The sequence below is a fragment of the Paracoccus sp. 08 genome, assembly GCF_024105395.1.
Lineage (GTDB): Bacteria > Pseudomonadota > Alphaproteobacteria > Rhodobacterales > Rhodobacteraceae > Paracoccus > Paracoccus marcusii.
Genome location: NZ_WEKR01000064.1, coordinates 192242 through 210950, shown reverse-complemented (window position 1 = coordinate 210950; position 18709 = coordinate 192242). Strand labels below are relative to the sequence as shown.

The 18709-nt window shown below is 68.2% G+C and carries 19 protein-coding genes; all 19 read left to right on the top strand.

The genetic code is table 11. The annotated features are described in order from the left end of the window. Nucleotides 1-32 precede the first annotated feature (32 nt). The 19 genes from GBO37_RS15025 (at nucleotide 33) to GBO37_RS14935 (ending at nucleotide 18707) form a co-directional block, all read left to right on the top strand. The gene (locus tag GBO37_RS15025) at nucleotides 33-629 is read left to right on the top strand and encodes a hypothetical protein (protein WP_252929871.1); all 597 of its coding nucleotides are present in this window, start codon (nucleotides 33-35) and stop codon (nucleotides 627-629) included. Continuing rightward, nucleotides 577-2580, top strand: a complete 2004-nt coding sequence (locus GBO37_RS15020; RefSeq protein ID WP_252929870.1) for a phage terminase large subunit family protein — start codon at nucleotides 577-579, stop codon at nucleotides 2578-2580. The genes GBO37_RS15025 and GBO37_RS15020 overlap by 53 nt, the downstream gene beginning before the upstream one ends. Before the next feature lie 86 nt (nucleotides 2581-2666). After that, complete coding sequence (locus GBO37_RS15015; RefSeq protein ID WP_101498967.1) at nucleotides 2667-2873, top strand: phage head-tail joining protein; 207 nt, start codon at nucleotides 2667-2669, stop codon at nucleotides 2871-2873. Next, nucleotides 2873-4393 (top strand): phage portal protein, encoded by a 1521-nt coding sequence (locus GBO37_RS15010; protein WP_252929869.1) that lies wholly within the window; start codon nucleotides 2873-2875, stop codon nucleotides 4391-4393. Before GBO37_RS15015 ends, GBO37_RS15010 begins: the two co-directional genes overlap by 1 nt. A 4-nt stretch (nucleotides 4394-4397) precedes the next feature. Further along, on the top strand, nucleotides 4398-6461 hold the full coding sequence (locus tag GBO37_RS15005; RefSeq protein ID WP_252929868.1) for a prohead protease/major capsid protein fusion protein: 2064 nt from the start codon (nucleotides 4398-4400) through the stop codon (nucleotides 6459-6461). A gap of 78 nt (nucleotides 6462-6539) precedes the next feature. Further along, complete coding sequence (locus GBO37_RS15000) at nucleotides 6540-6875, top strand: DUF2190 family protein (RefSeq protein WP_252929867.1); 336 nt, start codon at nucleotides 6540-6542, stop codon at nucleotides 6873-6875. Beyond that, nucleotides 6875-7186: a hypothetical protein gene (locus tag GBO37_RS14995; protein ID WP_252929866.1), complete on the top strand. Its 312-nt coding sequence runs from the start codon at nucleotides 6875-6877 to the stop codon at nucleotides 7184-7186. Before GBO37_RS15000 ends, GBO37_RS14995 begins: the two co-directional genes overlap by 1 nt. Nucleotides 7187-7191: 5 nt before the next feature. Continuing rightward, the gene (locus GBO37_RS14990) at nucleotides 7192-7824 is read left to right on the top strand and encodes a DUF6441 family protein (protein WP_252929865.1); all 633 of its coding nucleotides are present in this window, start codon (nucleotides 7192-7194) and stop codon (nucleotides 7822-7824) included. Nucleotides 7825-8137: 313 nt separating this feature from the next. Then, nucleotides 8138-9022, top strand: a complete 885-nt coding sequence (locus tag GBO37_RS14985) for a helix-turn-helix domain-containing protein (protein WP_252929864.1) — start codon at nucleotides 8138-8140, stop codon at nucleotides 9020-9022. A 162-nt stretch (nucleotides 9023-9184) separates the two neighbouring features. After that, complete coding sequence (locus tag GBO37_RS14980; RefSeq protein ID WP_252929863.1) at nucleotides 9185-10858, top strand: NAD(P)/FAD-dependent oxidoreductase; 1674 nt, start codon at nucleotides 9185-9187, stop codon at nucleotides 10856-10858. Nucleotides 10859-10936: 78 nt separating this feature from the next. Continuing rightward, on the top strand, nucleotides 10937-12124 hold the full coding sequence (locus GBO37_RS14975) for a serine hydrolase (protein WP_252929862.1): 1188 nt from the start codon (nucleotides 10937-10939) through the stop codon (nucleotides 12122-12124). A 173-nt stretch (nucleotides 12125-12297) separates the two neighbouring features. Further along, complete coding sequence (locus GBO37_RS14970; protein WP_252929861.1) at nucleotides 12298-12717, top strand: acyl-CoA transferase; 420 nt, start codon at nucleotides 12298-12300, stop codon at nucleotides 12715-12717. Nucleotides 12718-12741: 24 nt separating this feature from the next. Continuing rightward, nucleotides 12742-13683: a phage tail tube protein gene (locus GBO37_RS14965; RefSeq protein ID WP_252929860.1), complete on the top strand. Its 942-nt coding sequence runs from the start codon at nucleotides 12742-12744 to the stop codon at nucleotides 13681-13683. Then, the gene (locus tag GBO37_RS14960; RefSeq protein ID WP_252929859.1) at nucleotides 13683-14120 is read left to right on the top strand and encodes a hypothetical protein; all 438 of its coding nucleotides are present in this window, start codon (nucleotides 13683-13685) and stop codon (nucleotides 14118-14120) included. The genes GBO37_RS14965 and GBO37_RS14960 overlap by 1 nt, the downstream gene beginning before the upstream one ends. A gap of 83 nt (nucleotides 14121-14203) precedes the next feature. Then, complete coding sequence (locus tag GBO37_RS14955; protein WP_252929858.1) at nucleotides 14204-14347, top strand: hypothetical protein; 144 nt, start codon at nucleotides 14204-14206, stop codon at nucleotides 14345-14347. After that, nucleotides 14340-16757: a phage tail tape measure C-terminal domain-containing protein gene (locus tag GBO37_RS14950; protein ID WP_252929857.1), complete on the top strand. Its 2418-nt coding sequence runs from the start codon at nucleotides 14340-14342 to the stop codon at nucleotides 16755-16757. Before GBO37_RS14955 ends, GBO37_RS14950 begins: the two co-directional genes overlap by 8 nt. After that, the gene (locus GBO37_RS14945) at nucleotides 16757-17383 is read left to right on the top strand and encodes a DUF2460 domain-containing protein (RefSeq protein ID WP_252929856.1); all 627 of its coding nucleotides are present in this window, start codon (nucleotides 16757-16759) and stop codon (nucleotides 17381-17383) included. Before GBO37_RS14950 ends, GBO37_RS14945 begins: the two co-directional genes overlap by 1 nt. After that, nucleotides 17380-18264, top strand: a complete 885-nt coding sequence (locus GBO37_RS14940; RefSeq protein WP_252929855.1) for a DUF2163 domain-containing protein — start codon at nucleotides 17380-17382, stop codon at nucleotides 18262-18264. The genes GBO37_RS14945 and GBO37_RS14940 overlap by 4 nt, the downstream gene beginning before the upstream one ends. Beyond that, nucleotides 18261-18707, top strand: a complete 447-nt coding sequence (locus tag GBO37_RS14935; protein WP_252929854.1) for an NlpC/P60 family protein — start codon at nucleotides 18261-18263, stop codon at nucleotides 18705-18707. The genes GBO37_RS14940 and GBO37_RS14935 overlap by 4 nt, the downstream gene beginning before the upstream one ends. Nucleotides 18708-18709 lie beyond the last annotated feature (2 nt).

The following is an 18709-nucleotide window of genomic DNA, read 5'->3' as shown; positions in this document are numbered from 1 at the left end:
CACATGATTTTGAATGATAATCGGAGCCGTCGATGCAGGGCATGAGCGAGCGCCAGTACGCCGCCCATGTCGGGCTGTCGCGCGGTGCGATCCAGAAGGCGAAGGCCGCCGAGCGGCTGGTCCTCTATCCCGACGGCAGCATCAACGCGGCCGCCAGCGACGCGCGGCGGGCGGAAACGACGGACCCGTCCAAGACCCGCAAGCCGCCCGCGCCGAAGCTGAAGCCCGTCCCCGAGGCGGCGGTGGCCGCAGTCGGCGACACGCTCCGCGAACAGGGTCTGTCGGTCCCGGCCGTCGGCGGCGGCACGACGTTCCTGCAGGCGAAGACGGCGAACGAGGTGCTGAAGGCGCAGGAGCGACGCATCCGGCTCCAGAAGCTGAAGGGGGAGTTGATCGAGCGGGCCCGCGCGCTGGCGCTGGTGTTCCGGCTGGCGCGGGAGGAACGGGACACGTGGGTGAACTGGCCGGCGCGTGCGGCGGCGCTGATGGCGGCCGAGCTCTCGGGCTCATCCAGCGACGCGACGGGCCAGCAGATCACCGTGGAGCCAGCCGCGATGCAGAAGGTGCTGGAGAAACATGTACGCGCCCACCTCGACGAACTCGCCGAGGTCCGGCCCGACTTCCGGTGAAGATGATGCGCTGACGGACTTCGACGGCGCGGGCGAGATCCTGCGCGCCTGGGGCAGCGGGCTCAGACCCGACCCGGACCTGACCGTCTCGGAATGGGCGGACCGGCACCGCATGCTCTCGGGCCGCGCCTCGGCCGAGCCCGGGCGATACCGCACGGTGCGTACGCCCTACATGCGCGAGATCATGGACCGGCTGTCGCCCGGCGATCCCACGCAGCGGATCGTGTTCATGAAGGCGGCGCAGGTCGGGGCGACCGAGGCGGGGAACAACTGGATCGGGTTCGCGATCCACCAGGCGCCGGGCCCGATGCTCGCGGTCCAACCGACCGTGGAACTGGCGAAACGCAACTCGCGGCAGCGGATCGACCCGCTGATCGACGAAAGCCCGGAGCTGCGGGAGCGGGTGAAGCCCGCGCGATCCCGCGATGCGGGCAACACCATGCTGTCGAAGGAGTTCGCGGGCGGCATCCTGATCATGACCGGCGCGAACTCAGCGGTCGGGCTGCGCTCCACCCCGGCGCGCTACATCTTCCTCGACGAGGTCGATGCCTATCCCGCCTCGGCCGACGAGGAAGGCGATCCGGTCACGCTGGCCGAGGCGCGGTCGCTGACATTTGCCCATCGGCGCAAGGTGTTCCTGGTCTCGACCCCGACGATCCGGGGGCTCAGCCGGATCGAGCGAGAGTTTGAAGCTTCCGACCAGCGGCGGTTTTTCGTGCCATGCCCGCATTGCGGTCACGAACAATGGCTGAAGTTCGAGCGGCTGCGTTGGCAAAAGGGGCGGCCGGAGACTGCTGAATATCACTGCGAGGGCTGCGACCAGCCCATCGCAGAGCACAACAAGACGGCGATGCTGGAAACGGGCGAATGGCGCGCGACGGCCGTTGCGGCTGATCCCGGTACCGTTGGTTATCACCTCTCGGCCCTCTATTCGCCGATCGGCTGGCTGAGTTGGGAGCGGATCGTGCGCGCATGGGACGCGGCCCAAGGGTCGGACGAGGCGATCAAGGCGTTCCGCAACACGATCCTCGGCGAGACATGGGTCGAGACCGGGGAAGCGCCCGACTGGCAGCGGCTCTACGACCGGCGCGAGCGCTGGACGTCCGGCACGGTGCCAGCGGGCGGGTTGTTCCTGACCGCCGGAGCCGACGTCCAGAAGGACCGGATCGAGATCGATGTCTGGGCCTGGGGCCGTGGCCTCGAAAGCTGGCTCGTCGATCACGTCGTCATCGAGGGCGGCCCCGACCGGCACGACGCGTGGTCGGAACTGACCGCGCTGCTTGACCGAAGCTGGCCGCATGAACGCGGCGCGCGTCTGCGCATTGCGCGGCTGGCCATCGACACCGGCTACGAGGCCCCGGCGGTCTATTCCTGGTCGCGGGCGCAGGGGTTCGCGCAGGTCTCGCCTGTGAAGGGCGTCGAGGGGTTCAACCGCTCGAGCCCGGTCTCGGGGCCGACCTTCGTCGACGCGACCGAGGGCGGCAAACGCCTGCGGCGCGGGGCGCGGCTCTGGACCGTGGCGGTCTCGACCTTCAAGGCCGAGACCTACCGCTTCCTGCGGCTGGCGCGGCCGACCGAGGAGGAGATGGCCGACGGGGCGGCGTTCCCGCCCGGCTCGGTGCATCTGCCGCATTGGGTCGAGAACGAATGGCTGAAGCAGTTCGTGGCCGAACAGCTGGTGACGGTGCGTACGAAACGCGGCTTCGCCCGGCTGGAATGGCAGAAGCTGCGCGAGCGCAACGAGGCGCTGGATTGCCGGGTCTACGCCCGCGCCGCCGCCTGGATCGCGGGCGCGGATCGTTGGCCCGACGAGAAATGGCGCGATCTCGAGGATCAGCTCGGGGCGGCCCCCACCGACACCGATCCCGCTGGGCAGATCAACCGGCCGGGACAGGCCCCGCAGGGCAAGCGCCGCTCCGACTGGCTCGGACGGCGCGGAGGATGGTTCTGACATGGTGAGGACCGGTCCGCGCAGCGGACGCGAGGCTCCAGTGGAGCGTCGCGAGGGAACGAACGCACTGAGCGGGAGCGAAGGGCATGAACTGGACGGAAACCGAGCTCTCGGCGCTGCGCCGGGCCTATGCCAGCGGCACGACCCGCGTCAGCTATGACGGCAAGTCGGTGGACTACGGCTCGGCCGAGGATCTGCTCGCCCGCATCCGGACCATCGAGCGCGCCATCGCGGGCACCACACGGCCGCTGCCGGTGGCCGGGCTCGCGGGCTTCTCGCGTGGGGACCGGTGATGTCGGCGACCTGGTTCGACCACGCCATCGCCACGGTGGCGCCGCGCATGGCCGCGCGCCGCGTGATGGCGCGGCAGGCCTTCGAGACCCTGACGCGGGGCTATGACGGCGCGGCGCGCGGGCGTCGCACCGAGGGCTGGCGCGCGCCGGGATCCTCGGCCGACACCGAGATCGGCGTCGCCGGGGCGCTCTTGCGCGACCGGATGCGGGATCTGGTGCGCAACAACCCGCATGCGGCCAAGGCCGTCGCGGTGCTGGTCAACAACATCATCGGCGCAGGTATCATGCCTCGCGCCGCCAGCGGTGACGACACGCTCGACCGGAAGGTCGATGCGCTCTTCGAGCGCTGGACGGCGGACTGCGACGCCGACGGCCAGCTCGATTTCTACGGGCTGCAGACGCTGATCTGCCGCGAGATGGTCGAGGCGGGCGAGGTGCTGGTGCGCCGCCGTCTGCGGCGGGCGAGCGACGGCCTTCCGGTACCGCTGCAATTGCAGGTGCTGGAGGCGGACTTCCTCGACGCCACGAAATCCGGCGCCATCGGCGCGGGGCGGCTGGTCCAGGGGATCGAGTTCGACCCGGTCGGCAAGCGCCGGGCCTACTGGCTGCACGCCGAGCATCCGGGCGACGCCTATGGCGCATTGCAGAACGGGTTGCAGAGCCGCTCGGTCCCCGCCAGCGAGATCGCGCACATCTACGAGAAGCAGCGCACGCAGGCGCGTGGCGTTCCCTGGGGCGCGCCGGTGATCCGCAGCTTGCGCGATCTCGACGACTACGAGGTGGCGGAACTGGTCCGCAAGAAGACCGAGGCCTGCGTCACGGCCATCGTCTTCGGCGACGACGAGGCGCAGCAGGGTATCGCGCCCTCGGTGGTCGATGCCGACGGCAACCGGGTCGAGCAGTTCGAGCCGGGGCTGATCGCCTATGCGCGCGGCGGCAAGGACATCCGCTTCAACCAGCCCTCAGCGACGGGGGGCTACGGCGAATACAAGCGGGCGAGCCTGCACACGATCTCGGCCGGGTTCCGGGTGCCCTATGAACTGCTGACCGGCGATCTCAGCCAGGTGAACTATTCCTCGATCCGGGCGGGCCTCGTCGAGTTCCGCCGCCAGATCGACGCCGTGCAGTGGCAGCTGTTCATTCCGATGTTCTGCGCACCGGTCTGGCGCTGGTTCACGGAAGCGGCGTGGGCGGCGGGGCAGATCCCTTCGCCCATCGTGCCGGTCGAATGGTCGCCGCCGAAGTTCGAGGCGGTCGATCCGCAGAAGGACGCGATGGCCAACCTGCTGTCGATCCGCTCCGGCACCATGACGCTGGCCGAGGTGATCGCGAAACAGGGCCGCAACCCGGACGCGGTGCTGGCGGAAATCGCCGCGACCAACGCCAAGCTCGATGCCCTCGGCCTCGTGCTCGATAGCGACCCGCGCCGCGTCACCAAGACCGGCAGCGCGCAGGCGGGCGATCCGACGGCCACTGCCGACGCGGAAATCACACCGGCGCAGGCCGACCAACAGGACTGATCCCATGGACACGATGATCGAACTGCCGGCCATGCGCCGGTCGGCGGAGCTTGCGCCGAACACCGCCGATGCCGACAGCCGCACCGTCGAGGTGATCTGGTCGGCAGGCGCACGGGTCCGCCGCGCGACCTTCTTCGGCGAGCCCTATGACGAGGAACTGAGCCTCGACCCGGCCCATGTGCGGCTCGACCGGCTGAACGCGGGCGCGCCCTTCCTGAAGGTGCACGAGCTCGAGACGCTCGATGCGGTGATCGGCTCGGTCGTCCCGGGCTCGGCGCGGATCGAGAACGGCCGGGGCATCGCCCTGGTGCGGATCAGCGAGCGCGCCGATGTCGAGCCGATCTGGCGCGACATCCAGGCCGGGCACATCCGGGCGGTCTCCATCGGCTACCAGGTCCACCGCTTCGAGGTCTCGAAAACCGAAGCCGCCCGCGAGCTTTGGCGCGCGGTGGACTGGACGCCGTTCGAGATCTCCGCCGTCGCGGTCGGCGCAGACCCCGCCGCGGGCTTCCGCGCCCTGCATCCCCTTCACGACTGCGTCCTCCACCGCCGGGACGCCCCCACACCGCAAGGAGCATCCCCGATGACGGACAAGACCCAGACCCCGGCGAGCGACGCCGCAACCCCCGCCACCACCCAGCCGACCGAGCCGGTCGCAACCGAGGACACCCCCATGACCGAGCCGAAACCGGCTGCGCCTGCCTCGAAGGTCGCCGCAGTGGAAACCCGCACCCAGCCGAAGCTTCAGAATACCGATGCCCCCGTTACGCCCGACACCGAGGCTGTCGCCACCCGCGCCCGCGAGGCCGAGCGCGACCGCGTCTCCACGATCTACGATCTCGCGGGCCGCCTGAACCTCGAGCGCGGCTTCGCCGAGGATCTGGTCAAGCGCGGCGTCAGCGTGGACGAGTCCCGCCGCCTGATCCTCGACCAGGTCGCCGCGAAGTCCGACGAGATCCGGACCTTCCCCCATGTCTCCGTCCCGCTCGGCGGCCGCGACGAACGCATTACCCGGCGCGACGCCGTGGCGAATGCGCTGCTGCACCGCTACAGCCCGACGCTGTTCCAGCTGGAGGACGCTGCGCGCCAGTACCGCGGCATGACGCTGCTGGAACTGGCCCGCGAAAGCCTCGGCAATGCAGGCGTCAACACGCGCGGCCTCTCGCGCGACGAAGTGGCGACGCGCGCGCTGCACTCGACCTCGGACTTCCCCGAGATCCTGTCGGCGGTCACCAACAAGACCCTGCGGCAGGCCTACGAGGCCTATCCCCGCACCTTCATGCTGTTCTGCCGCCAGGTGCTGGCCACCGACTTCAAGGCCATGCACCGCGTCCAGCTCGGCGAGGCCCCTCAGCTGCTTGAGGTCGGCGAGAGCGGCGAGTTCAAGCGCGGGACGCTGGGCGAGAGCAAGGAGAGCTACAAGGTCAAGACCTATGGCCGGGTGGTCGCAATCACGCGACAGACGCTGATCAACGACGATCTCGACGCCTTCACCCGGATCCCGGCGATGTACGGCAATTCCATCGCGCAGCTGGAATCGGACGTGGTCTGGGGCATCATCACCGCCAACCCGGCGATGGCCGACGGCAACGCGCTGTTCCACACCACCCACAAGAACCTCGCCGGGACCGGCGCGGCGCTCGACGTGAGCAGCGTCGGTGCGGCCCGCGCGGCGATGGCCAAGCAGACGGGGCTCGACAAGAAGACGGTGCTGAACGTCCGGCCCGCCTTCCTGATCGTGCCCGCCTCGCTGGAGCTGAAGGCCGAGCAGCTGGTCGCCCAGAACCTGGTGCCCGCCGCGACCGCAAGCGTCGTGCCGCAGTCGATCCGCACACTCGCGCCGATCAGCGAGCCCCGGCTCGACGCCGCCAGCGAGACCGCCTGGTATCTGGCGGCTTCGCCGAACCAGATCGACACCATCGAATACGCCTATCTCGAGGGTCAGCAGGGCGCGTACATCGAGACCCGCAACGGCTTCGACGTCGACGGGGTCGAGATCAAGTGCCGCCTCGACTTCGGCGCCAAGGCCATCGACTGGCGCGGACTCTACAAGAACCCGGGCGCGTAACCCGCACCCCACGCTGAACCCATGACACATGGGCGGTCCTGACGGGCCGCCCTTCGTCTTTCCGAAAGGACCCTCCCAATGAAGAACTACGTCCAGCCCGGCAACACCATCACCCTGACCGCGCCCTATGCCGTCGCCTCCGGCGATGGCCTGCTCGTCGGCTCCATCTTCGGCATCGCCTCTGGCGCCGCCGCCCTCGGCGAGCCCGTCGAGAGCGCGCTCGTCGGCGTCTTCGACATCACCAAGGTCGGCTCCCAGGCCTGGACCGTCGGCGCCAAGGTCTATTGGGACGACACCAACAAGCGCTGCACCACGGTCGCCACCGACAACACTCTGATCGGCGCTGCCGTCGAGGCGGTGGCGAGCGGCGCGGGCGACACCATCGGCCGGGTGCGCCTGAACGCAGCCTTCTGATGAGCGCCTTCGCCGCCGCCGTTGGCGCGCTCTTCGCCGATCCGAACATCGGCCGGGACGCGGTCTACATCGCCGACGGCGGCGCGCCCGTCCTGGTGCGCGTCGTCGCCCGACGCGCGGATGTCGTCTCCGACTTCGGCGATGCCCGGCTCTGGTCCGAGACCACCCGGATCGACCTGCGCGTGGCCGAGGTGGCGACCCCGCGTCCCGGCGACAGGATCGAGATCGACGGCGAGGCCTTCCTCATCCAGGGCGAGCCGGTCCGCGACCGCGAGCGGCTGGTCTGGACCATCGACCTGCGCCCGGCGTGACCGTTATGAAGCTGAAGCTCGACATCGATCCCGACATCGTTGCGATGATGGCGGCCGAGGTCGCGGCGGGGGAACGCGCTGTCACGGCCGCGATGCGCGAGGCCGGGACCGGGTTGAAGTCCGCGTGGCGGTTGCAAATCACCGGCGCGGGGCTCGGCCCCCGGCTCGCCAACTCGATCCGCAGCCAGAACTTCCCGAGGTCGGGCGAGAGCCTGGATGCGGCGGCGCTGGTCTGGTCGAAGGCCCCAGTCATCGTGGGCGCGCACGACACGGGCCCGTTGATCCGCTCGAAGAACGGGTTCTGGCTGGCGATCCCGCTCCCCGCAGCGGGCAAGTCCCTGCGGGGCGGCCGGATCACACCCGGCGAATGGGAGCGGCGACGTGGCCTGCGCCTGCGCTTCGTCTATCGCCGCACCGGCCCAAGCCTGCTGGTGGCGGAGGGACGGCTGAACACCAAAGGCCAGGCGGTCGTGTCGCGCTCGAAAACCGGCCGCGGCAAGGTCACCGCGCCGATCTTCCTGCTGGTGCCGCAGGTCAAGCTGCCGAAGCGGCTGGACCTGGCGCGGGATGCGGACCGGGCATTGGACAGCGTGCCGGGGCTGATCGTGGCGAACTGGGTGGAGGGCAAAATAGGATGATGGCCGCTATGCGGACGAAGCCGCCGTTTGCTTCTTGGCTTCACGCGTAACTAGCAGCCCGCAAAACACGCGACTTTTCCAGGTCAGGGAAGGTGTGAATAGCTTTCGCTCAGGCGTAGTGAGGTCTTACAATCGTGAGCGCTCTGCATGCTTACCTCGCTTCTTAAACTGAGCAGAAAGTAGAATAGCGGTGAATCATCTCGCTTGCTAGAGTGAGAGGATGTGAACGCCATTGGTAGCCGCCGAGGGACTTCATCGGCTTTTCGACTCAGAACTTTGAACCCAACGACTGTCGAGATGGAGGATCGGCTTTGTGGGAGGGTTGATCCCCTTTGAGGAATTGCCGGAGTGGGTTCCGGGAAAGGTGCTTCTGGCCAGCGATGGACAGAACTGGAAGAGGGTCGCGTTAAGATCCTATCGCTACCAAGGCCAAGATGTCGTCGTACCTGCGATGCGCGACTTCATGCTCGTGAGCTACAGGACCGGCACGACCCCGATGCAGCGTCGTTTCGATGGCCGATGGAAGAAGGAAACTCTGGGACCGGGCGCGGCTTCGCTTTTGACGCGGGCGCAGCAGGCCTACTGGAACTGGCACGAGCCGATCGACGTGACCCACGTTTATCTCTCGGGCGAAATGGTCGCCGAGGTGGCGAGCGAGGTCATGGATTGCGCGGTCAGCGAGGTCACCCTCGACGATGTGCTTCGGGTGGACGACCCGGTCATGTCGAGTGCGGCTGATGCGATTGCCGGCGAAGCACGAAACCGCGCTTTGGGCGGTTCACTCTACGTCGACACCGTGGCACGCGGTCTCATCATTCATCTCCTGCGCCGCTACGCCTCCGTACGCCAGCTTGAGCCTGAGCGCACCGGCGTCCTGACCCCTCAGCAGGAAAAGCGTATCGTTGAGTTCATCGAGACGGAGATTGAAACGCCGCTCGACCTCAAGGTGATGGCCGACGCTCTCGATATGACTCCCTGCCTCTTCGCCCGGCAATTCCGCCGCAGCTTCAACATGCCGGCCTATGCCTTCGTGAAGGCTCGCCGGCTCGAAAGGGCCCGTCGCCTGCTGGCCACCACCGAACTGCCGATCAAGGCAATCGCGGCCGATTGCGGCTTCTGCGACCAGGCCCACCTCACGCGCATGTTTTCCTCGGAGTTTGGCATGCCGCCTGGCGAGTTCCGTCGCCGCGCGCACTGAGTGGGCGACAGAAACATACAAAGATTGGTTGCGGTTCGTTCAAGATCGGCGACCTGCAGCACTGCCAAGCTGACCGGGTGCCGCGACGAAGACCGATTGGGTCGACACTACGGCACAGCCCGTGACCGGCAGGAGGCGGTTGCGGCCAGCTCGGAGGAAATCATGCTAGATTCTAACCAAACCGCCACCGTGGCGGATCGCAGACCTGTGCCCGCCGAACTCGATGCATTGGTCATCGGAACTGGTTTCGCGGGTCTCTATCAGCTGCACCAGCTTCGCGAAATGGGCCTCAAGGTCCACGCGTGCGACACCGCGGAGGACGTCGGCGGCACCTGGTACTGGAACCGTTATCCGGGTGCCAAGTTCGACAGCGAAGCCTACATATACCAGTATCTTTTCGACGAAAGCCTCTACAAGGACTGGACCTGGAGCGAACGGTTCCCCGGCCAGCGCGAGGTCGAACGCTGGATGCACTACATCGCCGACCGGCTTGACCTCCGCCGTGACATTTCCTTCTCGACCACGATCACAAAGGCCAGCTTCGACGAGACGACCGGCCTCTGGACCGTGGAAACCGACAAGGGCGATACCGTCCTCGCGCGCTACCTGATCGGCTGCACCGGGATGCTTTCCGCTCCGCTGGAGGACCGCTTCCCCGGGCAGGCCAGCTTCAAGGGCAAGATCGTCCACACCGGGCGCTACCCAAAGGGCGGTCTCGACCTCGAAGGCAAGCGCGTCGCCGTCATCGGCACCGGGGCGACCGGCATCCAGGTGATCCAGACCATTGCACCCGAGGTCGAGCACCTGACGGTCTTCGTACGCACGCCGCAATACGTACTGCCGATGAAGAACCCCAAATACGGGCCGGGTGAAGCGGCATGGTACAAGGATCGCTTCGACGAACTGAAGGCCAATCTCCCGCACACGTTCTCGGGCTTCGAGCACGACTTCGAGAACACGTGGGCCGACCTGACGCCCGAGCTGCGCCGCGAGGTGCTGGAGGAGATTCATGCGGACGGATCGCTGAAGCTCTGGCTGGCCTCCTTCGCCGAAATGTTCTTCGACGAAGAGGTCAGCGAGGAGATCTCCGAATTCGTGCGGGAAAAGATGCGGGCCCGCCTGAAGGATCCGAGGCTGATCGACATCCTCGTGCCGAAAAAGGGAGACTACGGCTTCGGCACACACCGCGTTCCGCTCGAGACACACTACCTCGAGACCTACCTGCGCGACAATGTCGAGGCGGTCAGCGTCCGTGATAACCCGATCGCCGAGATCGTGCCCGAAGGCGTCAGGTTGGAGGACGGCACCGTCTACGAGGTGGACACGATCATCATGGCGGTGGGCTTCGATGCCGGCTCGGGGGCGCTTGCGCGGATCGACATCACCGGCCGCAATGGCATGAAGCTCGCCGAAGAATGGGGCAAGGACATCCGCACCACCATGGGGCTGATGAAGTTCGGGTTCCCCAACCTCTTCATGACCGGCGCGCCGCTCGCGCCTGCAGCCGCGCTCTGCAACATGCCCACCTGCCTGCAACAGCAGACCGAATGGATCACGGAGTGCATCGGCGCGATGCGGGCGAGCGGCCACGACGTGATCGAGCCGACGGAGGAAGGCGAGTCCGACTGGGTCAAGCACCATGACGAGACCGCGAATGCCACGCTGATCGCGAAGACGAACTCGTGGTACACTGGGTCCAACGTGCCGGGCAAACCGCGCCGCGTCCTGTCCTATACCGGCGGGGTCGGCACGTACCGCGACAAATGCGACGAGATGGCCCGGAACGGCTATCCGTCCTTCGCGATGACCAAAGCCGGCGTTCCCGCTGACGCCTGAAATCCAGCAAACGACAAGACCGCCCTGTTCCCGCGACGGGGCGTTCCCAAGACCGGCTTCAAAGAATGGGAGGAAACCATGGGCCACAAATTCAACGCTGATTCCGTCCTGAATGGTGTCGTGACGTCCGATCCACGCGTGCCCGGCGTCGTGGCGATGGTCACGGACCGCGAGAAGAACATCTACGAAGGTGCCGCGGGTGTCCGCCGGATCGACGGTGACACGGCGATGACCACCGACGACGTCTTCGCGATCTTCTCGACCACGAAGGCTATCACCGCGACGGCCGCGTTGCAGCTTGTCGAGGAGGGCAAGCTCGACCTAGACGCACCGGCGAGCGACTACGCGCCCGATATCGGAAAGCTCAAGGTGATCGACGGCTTCGACGACGCCGGCGAGCCGATCCTGCGCGACCCGAAACGCCCGATCACGACGAAGCACCTGCTGCTCCATACCGCCGGCTTTGGATACGACTTCTTCTCCGAAACCTACAACCGGCTGGCGCAGGAGAAGGGCCAGCCCAGCGTCATCACCGCATCGAAGGCCTCGTTGATGACGCCCTTGCAGTTCGACCCGGGCGACAAGTGGGAATACGGCACCAACATCGACTGGTGCGGGCAGGTGGTCGAGGGGATCACCGACAAGCGTCTGGGCGAAGTCTTCCAGAGTCGGATCTTCGAGCCGCTCGGGATTGAAGACATGACCTTCGAGTTGAACGACAGTCTCCGCAAGCGGCTTGCGGGCATGCATGCGCGCGGGGAAGACGGCTCGCTGACGCCGATGGACTTCGAGCTGCCCGATAGGCCCGAGATCCACATGGGCGGGCACGGCCTATACGGCACGGTCGGCGACTACATGAAGTTCATCCGCATGTGGCTGAACGACGGCATGGGGCCGAACGGGCGCGTCCTGAAGCCCGAGACGGTGGTGATGGCCGAGAAGAACCACCTTGGCGAGAAGAAGATCGGCATGTTGCCGGGGGTGATCCCGTCCCTGTCGAACGACGCCGAGTTCTTCCCGGGCCTTCTGAAGTCATGGTCCTATAGCTTCATGGTGAACGACGAGGCAGCCCCCACAGGTCGGCCGGCAGGGGCGTTGGGCTGGGCGGGGCTCGCGAACCTGTTTTACTGGATCGATCGGGCGAACGGGTTCGGAGGCTTCTGGGCGACACAGATTTTCCCATTCGGAGATCCCGTCTCCTTCGTCGGCTACATGGACTTCGAAAGCGCCTTCTACGCCTCGCTCAAGTCTGCAAAAGCTGCCTGAGTTAGACCGTGATCGCCGGCACCGCCGGCGATCGCCCTCCGTCGTTCAAGAGCCGTCTTAGGGCTGGAGAGCGATTGGACGGGGCACGGTCCGAGCTCTTGCTGAATCCAAAGCTTAGGTCGTATTTGGGCTCCAAGCGGACCTTTTCTGCACCCGCAAGATAGCGAAAGCCAATGCCCACCCCCCGCGAAACCATCCTCGCCGCGCTGCACGCGCGGCTTTCGGCGCTGCCCGCCACCGCCCTGCGCGGCGAGGTGCTGCCCGAGCGCGTGCCGGCCGAGGGGCTGCTGATCCTCCGCGACGGGGAGCCGGGCGAGCCCGAGGTCACGTTGTCGCCGTTGCGCTACCACTACCAGCACCGCGCGGAGATCGAGGCGGTCGTGCAGGGTTCCGACCGTGACGCCGCCTTCGACACGCTGACAGCCAGCATCGGCGCGGCGCTCGCCGCCGACCGCACGCTTGGCGGGCTCTGCGATTGGGTCGAGGCCGAAGCCCCGCGCCCGGTCGATCTGCCCGTCGAGGGCGCGGCGAGCCTCAAGGCGGCCGTGATCCCGGTCGTCCTGCACTATTCCACGGCCGACCAGCTGGCCTGACCCAACCGATCACAGGAGAACACCATGGCACGAGCCCAGGGGGCGCGGGCGCTGATGGCGCTTGCGTTCGAGACGACCTATGGAACGCCGCCCGCGAGCGGCTTCACCCGCATGCCCTTCGCCAGCACCTCCCTCGGCGCCGAGCAGCCGCTGCTGAACTCCGAGCTGCTCGGCTACGGCCGCGATCCGCTGGCGCCGATCAAGGACGCGGTGACGGCCGATGGCGACGTCGTCGTGCCGCTCGACGCCGAAGCTTTCGGCTTCTGGCTGAAGGCAGCGTTCGGTGCGCCGACGACTACGGGCGTCGAGGCCCCGTATAGCCACGAGTTCCAGTCAGGGTCCTGGACGCTGCCCAGCATGTCGATCGAGACCGGCATGCCGGAGGTGCCGCGCTACGCGATGTACTCGGGCTGCGTGCTCGACCAGATCACCTGGCAGATGCAGCGCTCGGGCCTGCTGACCGCGACGGCGCGGCTGGTGGCGCAGGGCGAGAGTGTGGGCACGACCACCAGCGCCGGAACGCCCGCCGCGCTGGAGCTCAAGCGCTTCGGCCATTTCAACGGGTCGATCACGCGCAATGGCACGGCTCTCGGCAACGTGGTCTCAGCCGAGATCACCTATGCCAACAACCTCGACCGGATCGAGACCATCCGCTCTGACGGCCGTATCGATGGCGCGGACCCGTCCATTGCGGCGCTGACCGGCCGGATCGAGGTCCGCTTCGCCGACCAGACGCTGGTGACGCAGGCCATCAATGGCGATCCTTGCGAGATGGAGTTCGCCTACGTCCTGCCCTCGGGCGAGAGCTTCACCTTCACGGTGCACGCCGTCTACCTGCCGCGCCCGCGCATCGAGATTTCCGGACCGCAGGGCGTCCAGGCGACCTTCGACTGGCAGGCGGCGCGCGACAGCGTCGTCGGCCGGATGTGTACCGCAACCCTCGCGAACGATGTGGAGACGTATTGATGCTGACGCTCGACCTGACCAACGCCCCGCGCTGGCATGACCTCGCGCCGGGTGTCCGGGTGCAGCTGCGCCCGTTGACCACCGCCCTGATGGTGGCAACACGCAGCGACCCGGCCGTCGAGGCCGTGCCGGAGGATGCCTCCGACGAGGAGCGTGCAGTCGCCTTCGCCAAGGCGCTGGCCCGCCGCGCCGTGCTCGCCTGGGAGGGTATCGGCGACGCCGACGGCAAGCCCATCGCCCCCAGCTCCGAGGCCATCGACGCGCTGCTCGACGTCTGGCCGATCTTCGAGGCCTTCCAGCTGGCCTACGTCTCGAAGGGCCTGCTGCTGGAACAGGAAAAAAACGCCTCCGCGCTCTCGCCGAATGGTCCTTCGGCGGGGGTGATCGATATTGCGAAGCCTGCGCGCCAGCCTGCCCGGACTGCCCGGCGCGGCTGAACCGTCCGGAAACGCCGGAGGGTTGGCAGGTCTGGGACCTGGTCGGCCGTCTCGGCGGTCAGCTCCGTGTGCTGCCTGGCGCGGTGATCGGCTGGGACATTTCGGCGGCGCTGGCGCTCGGGGATGCGCTCGGGGTCTCGCCGCCCGCCATGGCCGAACTGCTGCCCGTCATCGAAGCGGTGATGGTGGCCAAACTCAACGAACAGATGGAACGCCCCAATGGCTGAAAAACGCGTCAGCGTCCGCCTTGCGGCGGTCGGCGGCCGGCAGGTGCGCGCCGAACTGGAAGGCGTCGGAGAAGCCGGTGCCCGAGGCTTCGGACGGCTCAGCCGGGAGATGGAGGCGGCCAACGCCCGGCTTGCGGCCTTCTCGCGGCGTGTTGCTGTGGCGGCCGCAGCAGCCGTCGCCGCCGCTGCGGCTGCTGGCGTGGCGATGATCCGCTCCGGCCTGCAGACGGTCGATGCGCAGGCCAAGCTGGCGCAGTCGCTCGGCACCACCGTCGCCTCGATCCAGACGCTCGAGCGCGCGGGCGAACTGGCCGGCGTCTCCATGTCCGGCATCGAACAGGCGACCAAGGATCTGACGCGCCGTCTCAGCCAGGCGGCAGCCGGGACCGGTCCCGCCGCCGACGCGCTGGGCCGGCTGGGCCTTTCCGCCACCGACCTGATCGCGCTGCCGTTGGACCAGCGTGTGGGTGCCATCAACGCCGCCATCGAGAACTTCGTGCCCGCCGCCGAGCGCGCGGCGGTCGCGGGGCAGCTCTTCGGCGAGGAAGGCTCCATCGCGATGAGCCGGATCGACACGGCGACGCTGCGCCAGGCGACCGAGGACGTGCTTGCCTTCGGGGTCGTCGTCTCCGAACAGGACGCCGACCAGATCGAGCGGACCAACGACGCGATCTCCCGGCTCGGGCTGATCTGGCGCGGGCTGTCGAACCAGCTGGCCGTCGCCGCCGCACCGGCGCTCGAAGCGGTCGCCAACGCCATGGCGGCGGTCGCCAGCCGCACGGGGCCGCTCGGCATCGCGATCCGCGGTCTCTTCGACAACATCGGCCGCCTGACCACCTATGCCGCCACGTTCGCCGCCTTCCTCGCGGGCCGCTGGGTGGCGGGGATGGCCGCCGCCGTGCTCTCGGTCCGTGGCGTCGCCACGGCGCTGGTCGTCTTGCGCGGCGCGCTGATCCGGACCGGCATCGGCGCGCTGATCGTCGGCGCGGGCGAGCTGATCTACCAGTTCACCCGCCTCGTGTCGGGCGCGGGCGGGTTTGGCGAGGCCATGTCGCTCCTGAAGGATCTCGCGGTCGAGGTCTGGGAGCGGATCAGGATGGGCGCTGCTGCGGCGGGCGCAGCCGCCACGGCGATGTTCTTCGACCTGAAGGCGGACGCCGCGTCGGGCATGCAGAGCGCCATCGAGAGCGTGGTGGCCTTCGGCAACACCGCCGCGAACACCTTCGAAGGCGCCTACGAGGCGATCAAGGCGATCTGGGGTCTGCTGCCCGCCGCCATCGGTGATCTGGCGTTTCAGGCGGCCAACAGTCTGGTCGATGGTGTCGAGGCGATGCTGAACGGCGTGGTCTCGCGCATCAACGGCTTCATCGGCGGCATCAACCAGGGGCTCGAAGCTCTCGGGTCGGAGCGGCGCATCTCGCTGGTGCCAGACCTCGACCTCGGCGAGATCGAGAACCGCTTCGAGGGCGCGGCCAGTGCCGCCACGACAGCGGCACAGGCGGCGTTCGACCGGGCCTTCGAGGACAACCCGCTGACCGCGCCCGATCTCGGTCTGACCGAGGCGGCGGCTCGGGCGCTCGAATCCGCGAATGTCTACCGTGGCGCGGCGCGCGATCTGGCCGCGGGGGCACGTGCGCCCCTCGAAAGCTGGCAGGCGCTGCGCGATGCCGTGCGTGGAGCTGACGAGGCGAGCGCGGGCGCGCTGACCGAAGCCACCGGCGCGGCGGAGCGGCTGGAGACGGCGCTCGGCGATGCCGGACGCGCCGCAACAGGTGCAGGCGCGGCGGCCGGAGCCGCCGCTGCGGCAGCGGAGCCCGCGACCGAGGCCGCCGTCACCGGGTGGCAGGCGGCCACGGCGGCGCTGTCCGATTACGCCAGCAAGGCCCGCGAGATCGGCGGTGACGTCGGCCAGAGCCTGGTCAGCGCCTTTCAGTCGGCCGAGAACGCGGTCGGCCAGTTCGTGCGGACCGGCAAGCTGAACTTCCGCGATCTCGTCACCTCGCTGCTGGCCGATCTCGCCCAGCTGGCGGCTCGGCGTTTCATCCTCGGGCCGATCGCCAATGCGCTCTCCGGCGTGTTCTCCGGGGCGGGCGGGATCTTCGCCAGCGTCCTGCATGCGGGCGGGATGGTCGGATCGGCCGGACCCTCCCGCATGGTGCCTGCCATGGCTTTCGCCGCGGCCCCGCGAATGCACGGTGGCGGAATGGCCGGACTTCGCCACGACGAGGTGCCCGCGATCCTTCAGCGGGGCGAGCGGGTGCTGTCGCGCCGAGAGGCGCAGAGCTACGGCGCGGGCGGCAGCGTCAACGTCACCATCATGGCCCGCGACGCCGAGAGCTTTCGGCAGTCCCGCACGCAGGTCGCGGCCGACATCGCCCGCGCCGTGTCGCTCGGGCGGAGGGGCATGTGATGGCGTTCCACGAGGTCCGGTTTCCCGACGACATCAGTCGTGGTGCCCGGGGCGGGCCGGAACGGCGCACGCAGATCGTCGAGCTCGCGTCGGGCGACGAGGAGCGCAACGCCAGCTGGGCCAACTCGCGCCGCCGCTACGACGTCGCCTACGGCATCCGCCGCGCTGACGATCTGGCCGCCGTCGTGGCCTTCTTCGAGGCACGCAACGGGCGACTGCACGGCTTCCGCTTCAAGGACTGGGGCGATCACAAGTCCTGCCTGCCGTCGGGCACGCCGTCGCCGACCGACCAGGCGATCGGCACCGGCGACGGTGCGACGACCGCCTTCCAGCTGGTGAAGCGCTACGTCTCGGGCGCGCAATCATGGACGCGCGCCATCACGAAGCCGGTGACCGGAACCGTGCTCATCGCGCTGGCGGGGGTCGAGCAGCCCTCCGGTTGGTCGGTCGACACCACGACCGGCGTCGTCACCTTCAGCGCCGCGCCGGCCTCCGGCGTCGCGATCACCGCGGGCTTCGCCTTTGACGTGCCCGTCCGCTTCGACACCGACGTGCTCGACGTGACGCTCGATCTCGAGCGGCTCGGCTCGATCACCTCCATCCTGCTTCTGGAACTGCGCCGATGAAGACCCTTGATCCCGACCTGCAGGCCCATCTCGATGAGGGCACGACGACGCTCGCCTGGTGCTGGCGGATCGCGCGCGCCGATGGTGTCACCTTCGGCTTCACCGACCACGACCGGACGCTCACCTTCGACGGAACGGACTTCGAGCCCGAGAGCGGATTGACGGCCTCCGAGGTCCGCTCGGGATCGGACCTGTCGGTCGATGCGCAGGACGCCGAGGGCGTGCTGACCTCGGACCGGATCACCGAGACCGACATCCTTGATGGGCGCTGGGACAACGCGGAGGTGGAGGTCTTGCGTGTGAACTGGACCGATACCGGGCAGCGCGTGTTGATGCGGCGCGGCGCGATCGGCCAGATCCGGCGCGGGCGGCTCGCCTTCGTCGCCGAGGTGCGTTCGCTCGCCCATGTCCTCGGCCAGACGGTCGGGCGGACGTTTCAGGCGACCTGTGACGCCGCGCTCGGCGATGCGCGCTGCGGCGTCGATCTCGAAAATCCTGCCTTCAAGGGCGCTGGCGCTGTCATCGATCTCCTGCGCGACCGGGCCTTCACCGCCTCGGGCCTCGGCGGCTTCGCCTCCGGCTGGTTCACCTTCGGCACGCTGGACTGGACCAGCGGCGCGAATGCCGGGCGGCGCACCGAGGTGCTCGGCCATGACGTGACGGACGGCGTGGCGATCCTGACGCTGCTCGAAGCGCCGGTGCGCGCGATCGCAGAGGGCGATGCGTTCACCATCCGCGCGGGCTGCGACAAGCGGATCGAGACCTGCGGCGCGAAGTTCGCCAATACCGCCAATTTCCGCGGCTTCCCGCACATCCCCGGTCAGGATGCCGTCCTCCGCTACGCCACAAAGGACGGCGGGCACGAGGGCGGCGTGCTGTGACGCAACGCCTCGCATCAGCCGACCCAGCGCACGTCATCGCCATCGCGCGGTCCTGGCTCGGCACGCCCTACCATGACCAGGCGAGCCTGCGCGGTGTCGGCTGCGACTGCCTCGGGCTGGCCCGGGGCGTCTGGCGCGAGGTGGTGGGGCCGGAACCGTTCCCGATCCCGCCCTACAGCCGGGACTGGGGCGAGACCGGACCGCGCGAAGTTCTGGCCGAGGGCGCGCGGCGCATGATGATCGAGATGCAGCCCGCCGAGGCTGGTCCCGGCGCGCTGGTCCTGTTCCGCATGAAACCGCGCGCCATCGCCAAGCATGTCGGGATCCTCACGGGGCCCGACAGCTTCCTCCATGCCTACGAGCGGCTCGGCGTGATCGAGGAACCACTTAGCCCATCCTGGCGGCGGCGCATCGCCTTCGCCCTCCTGTTTCCGCAAACCTGAGA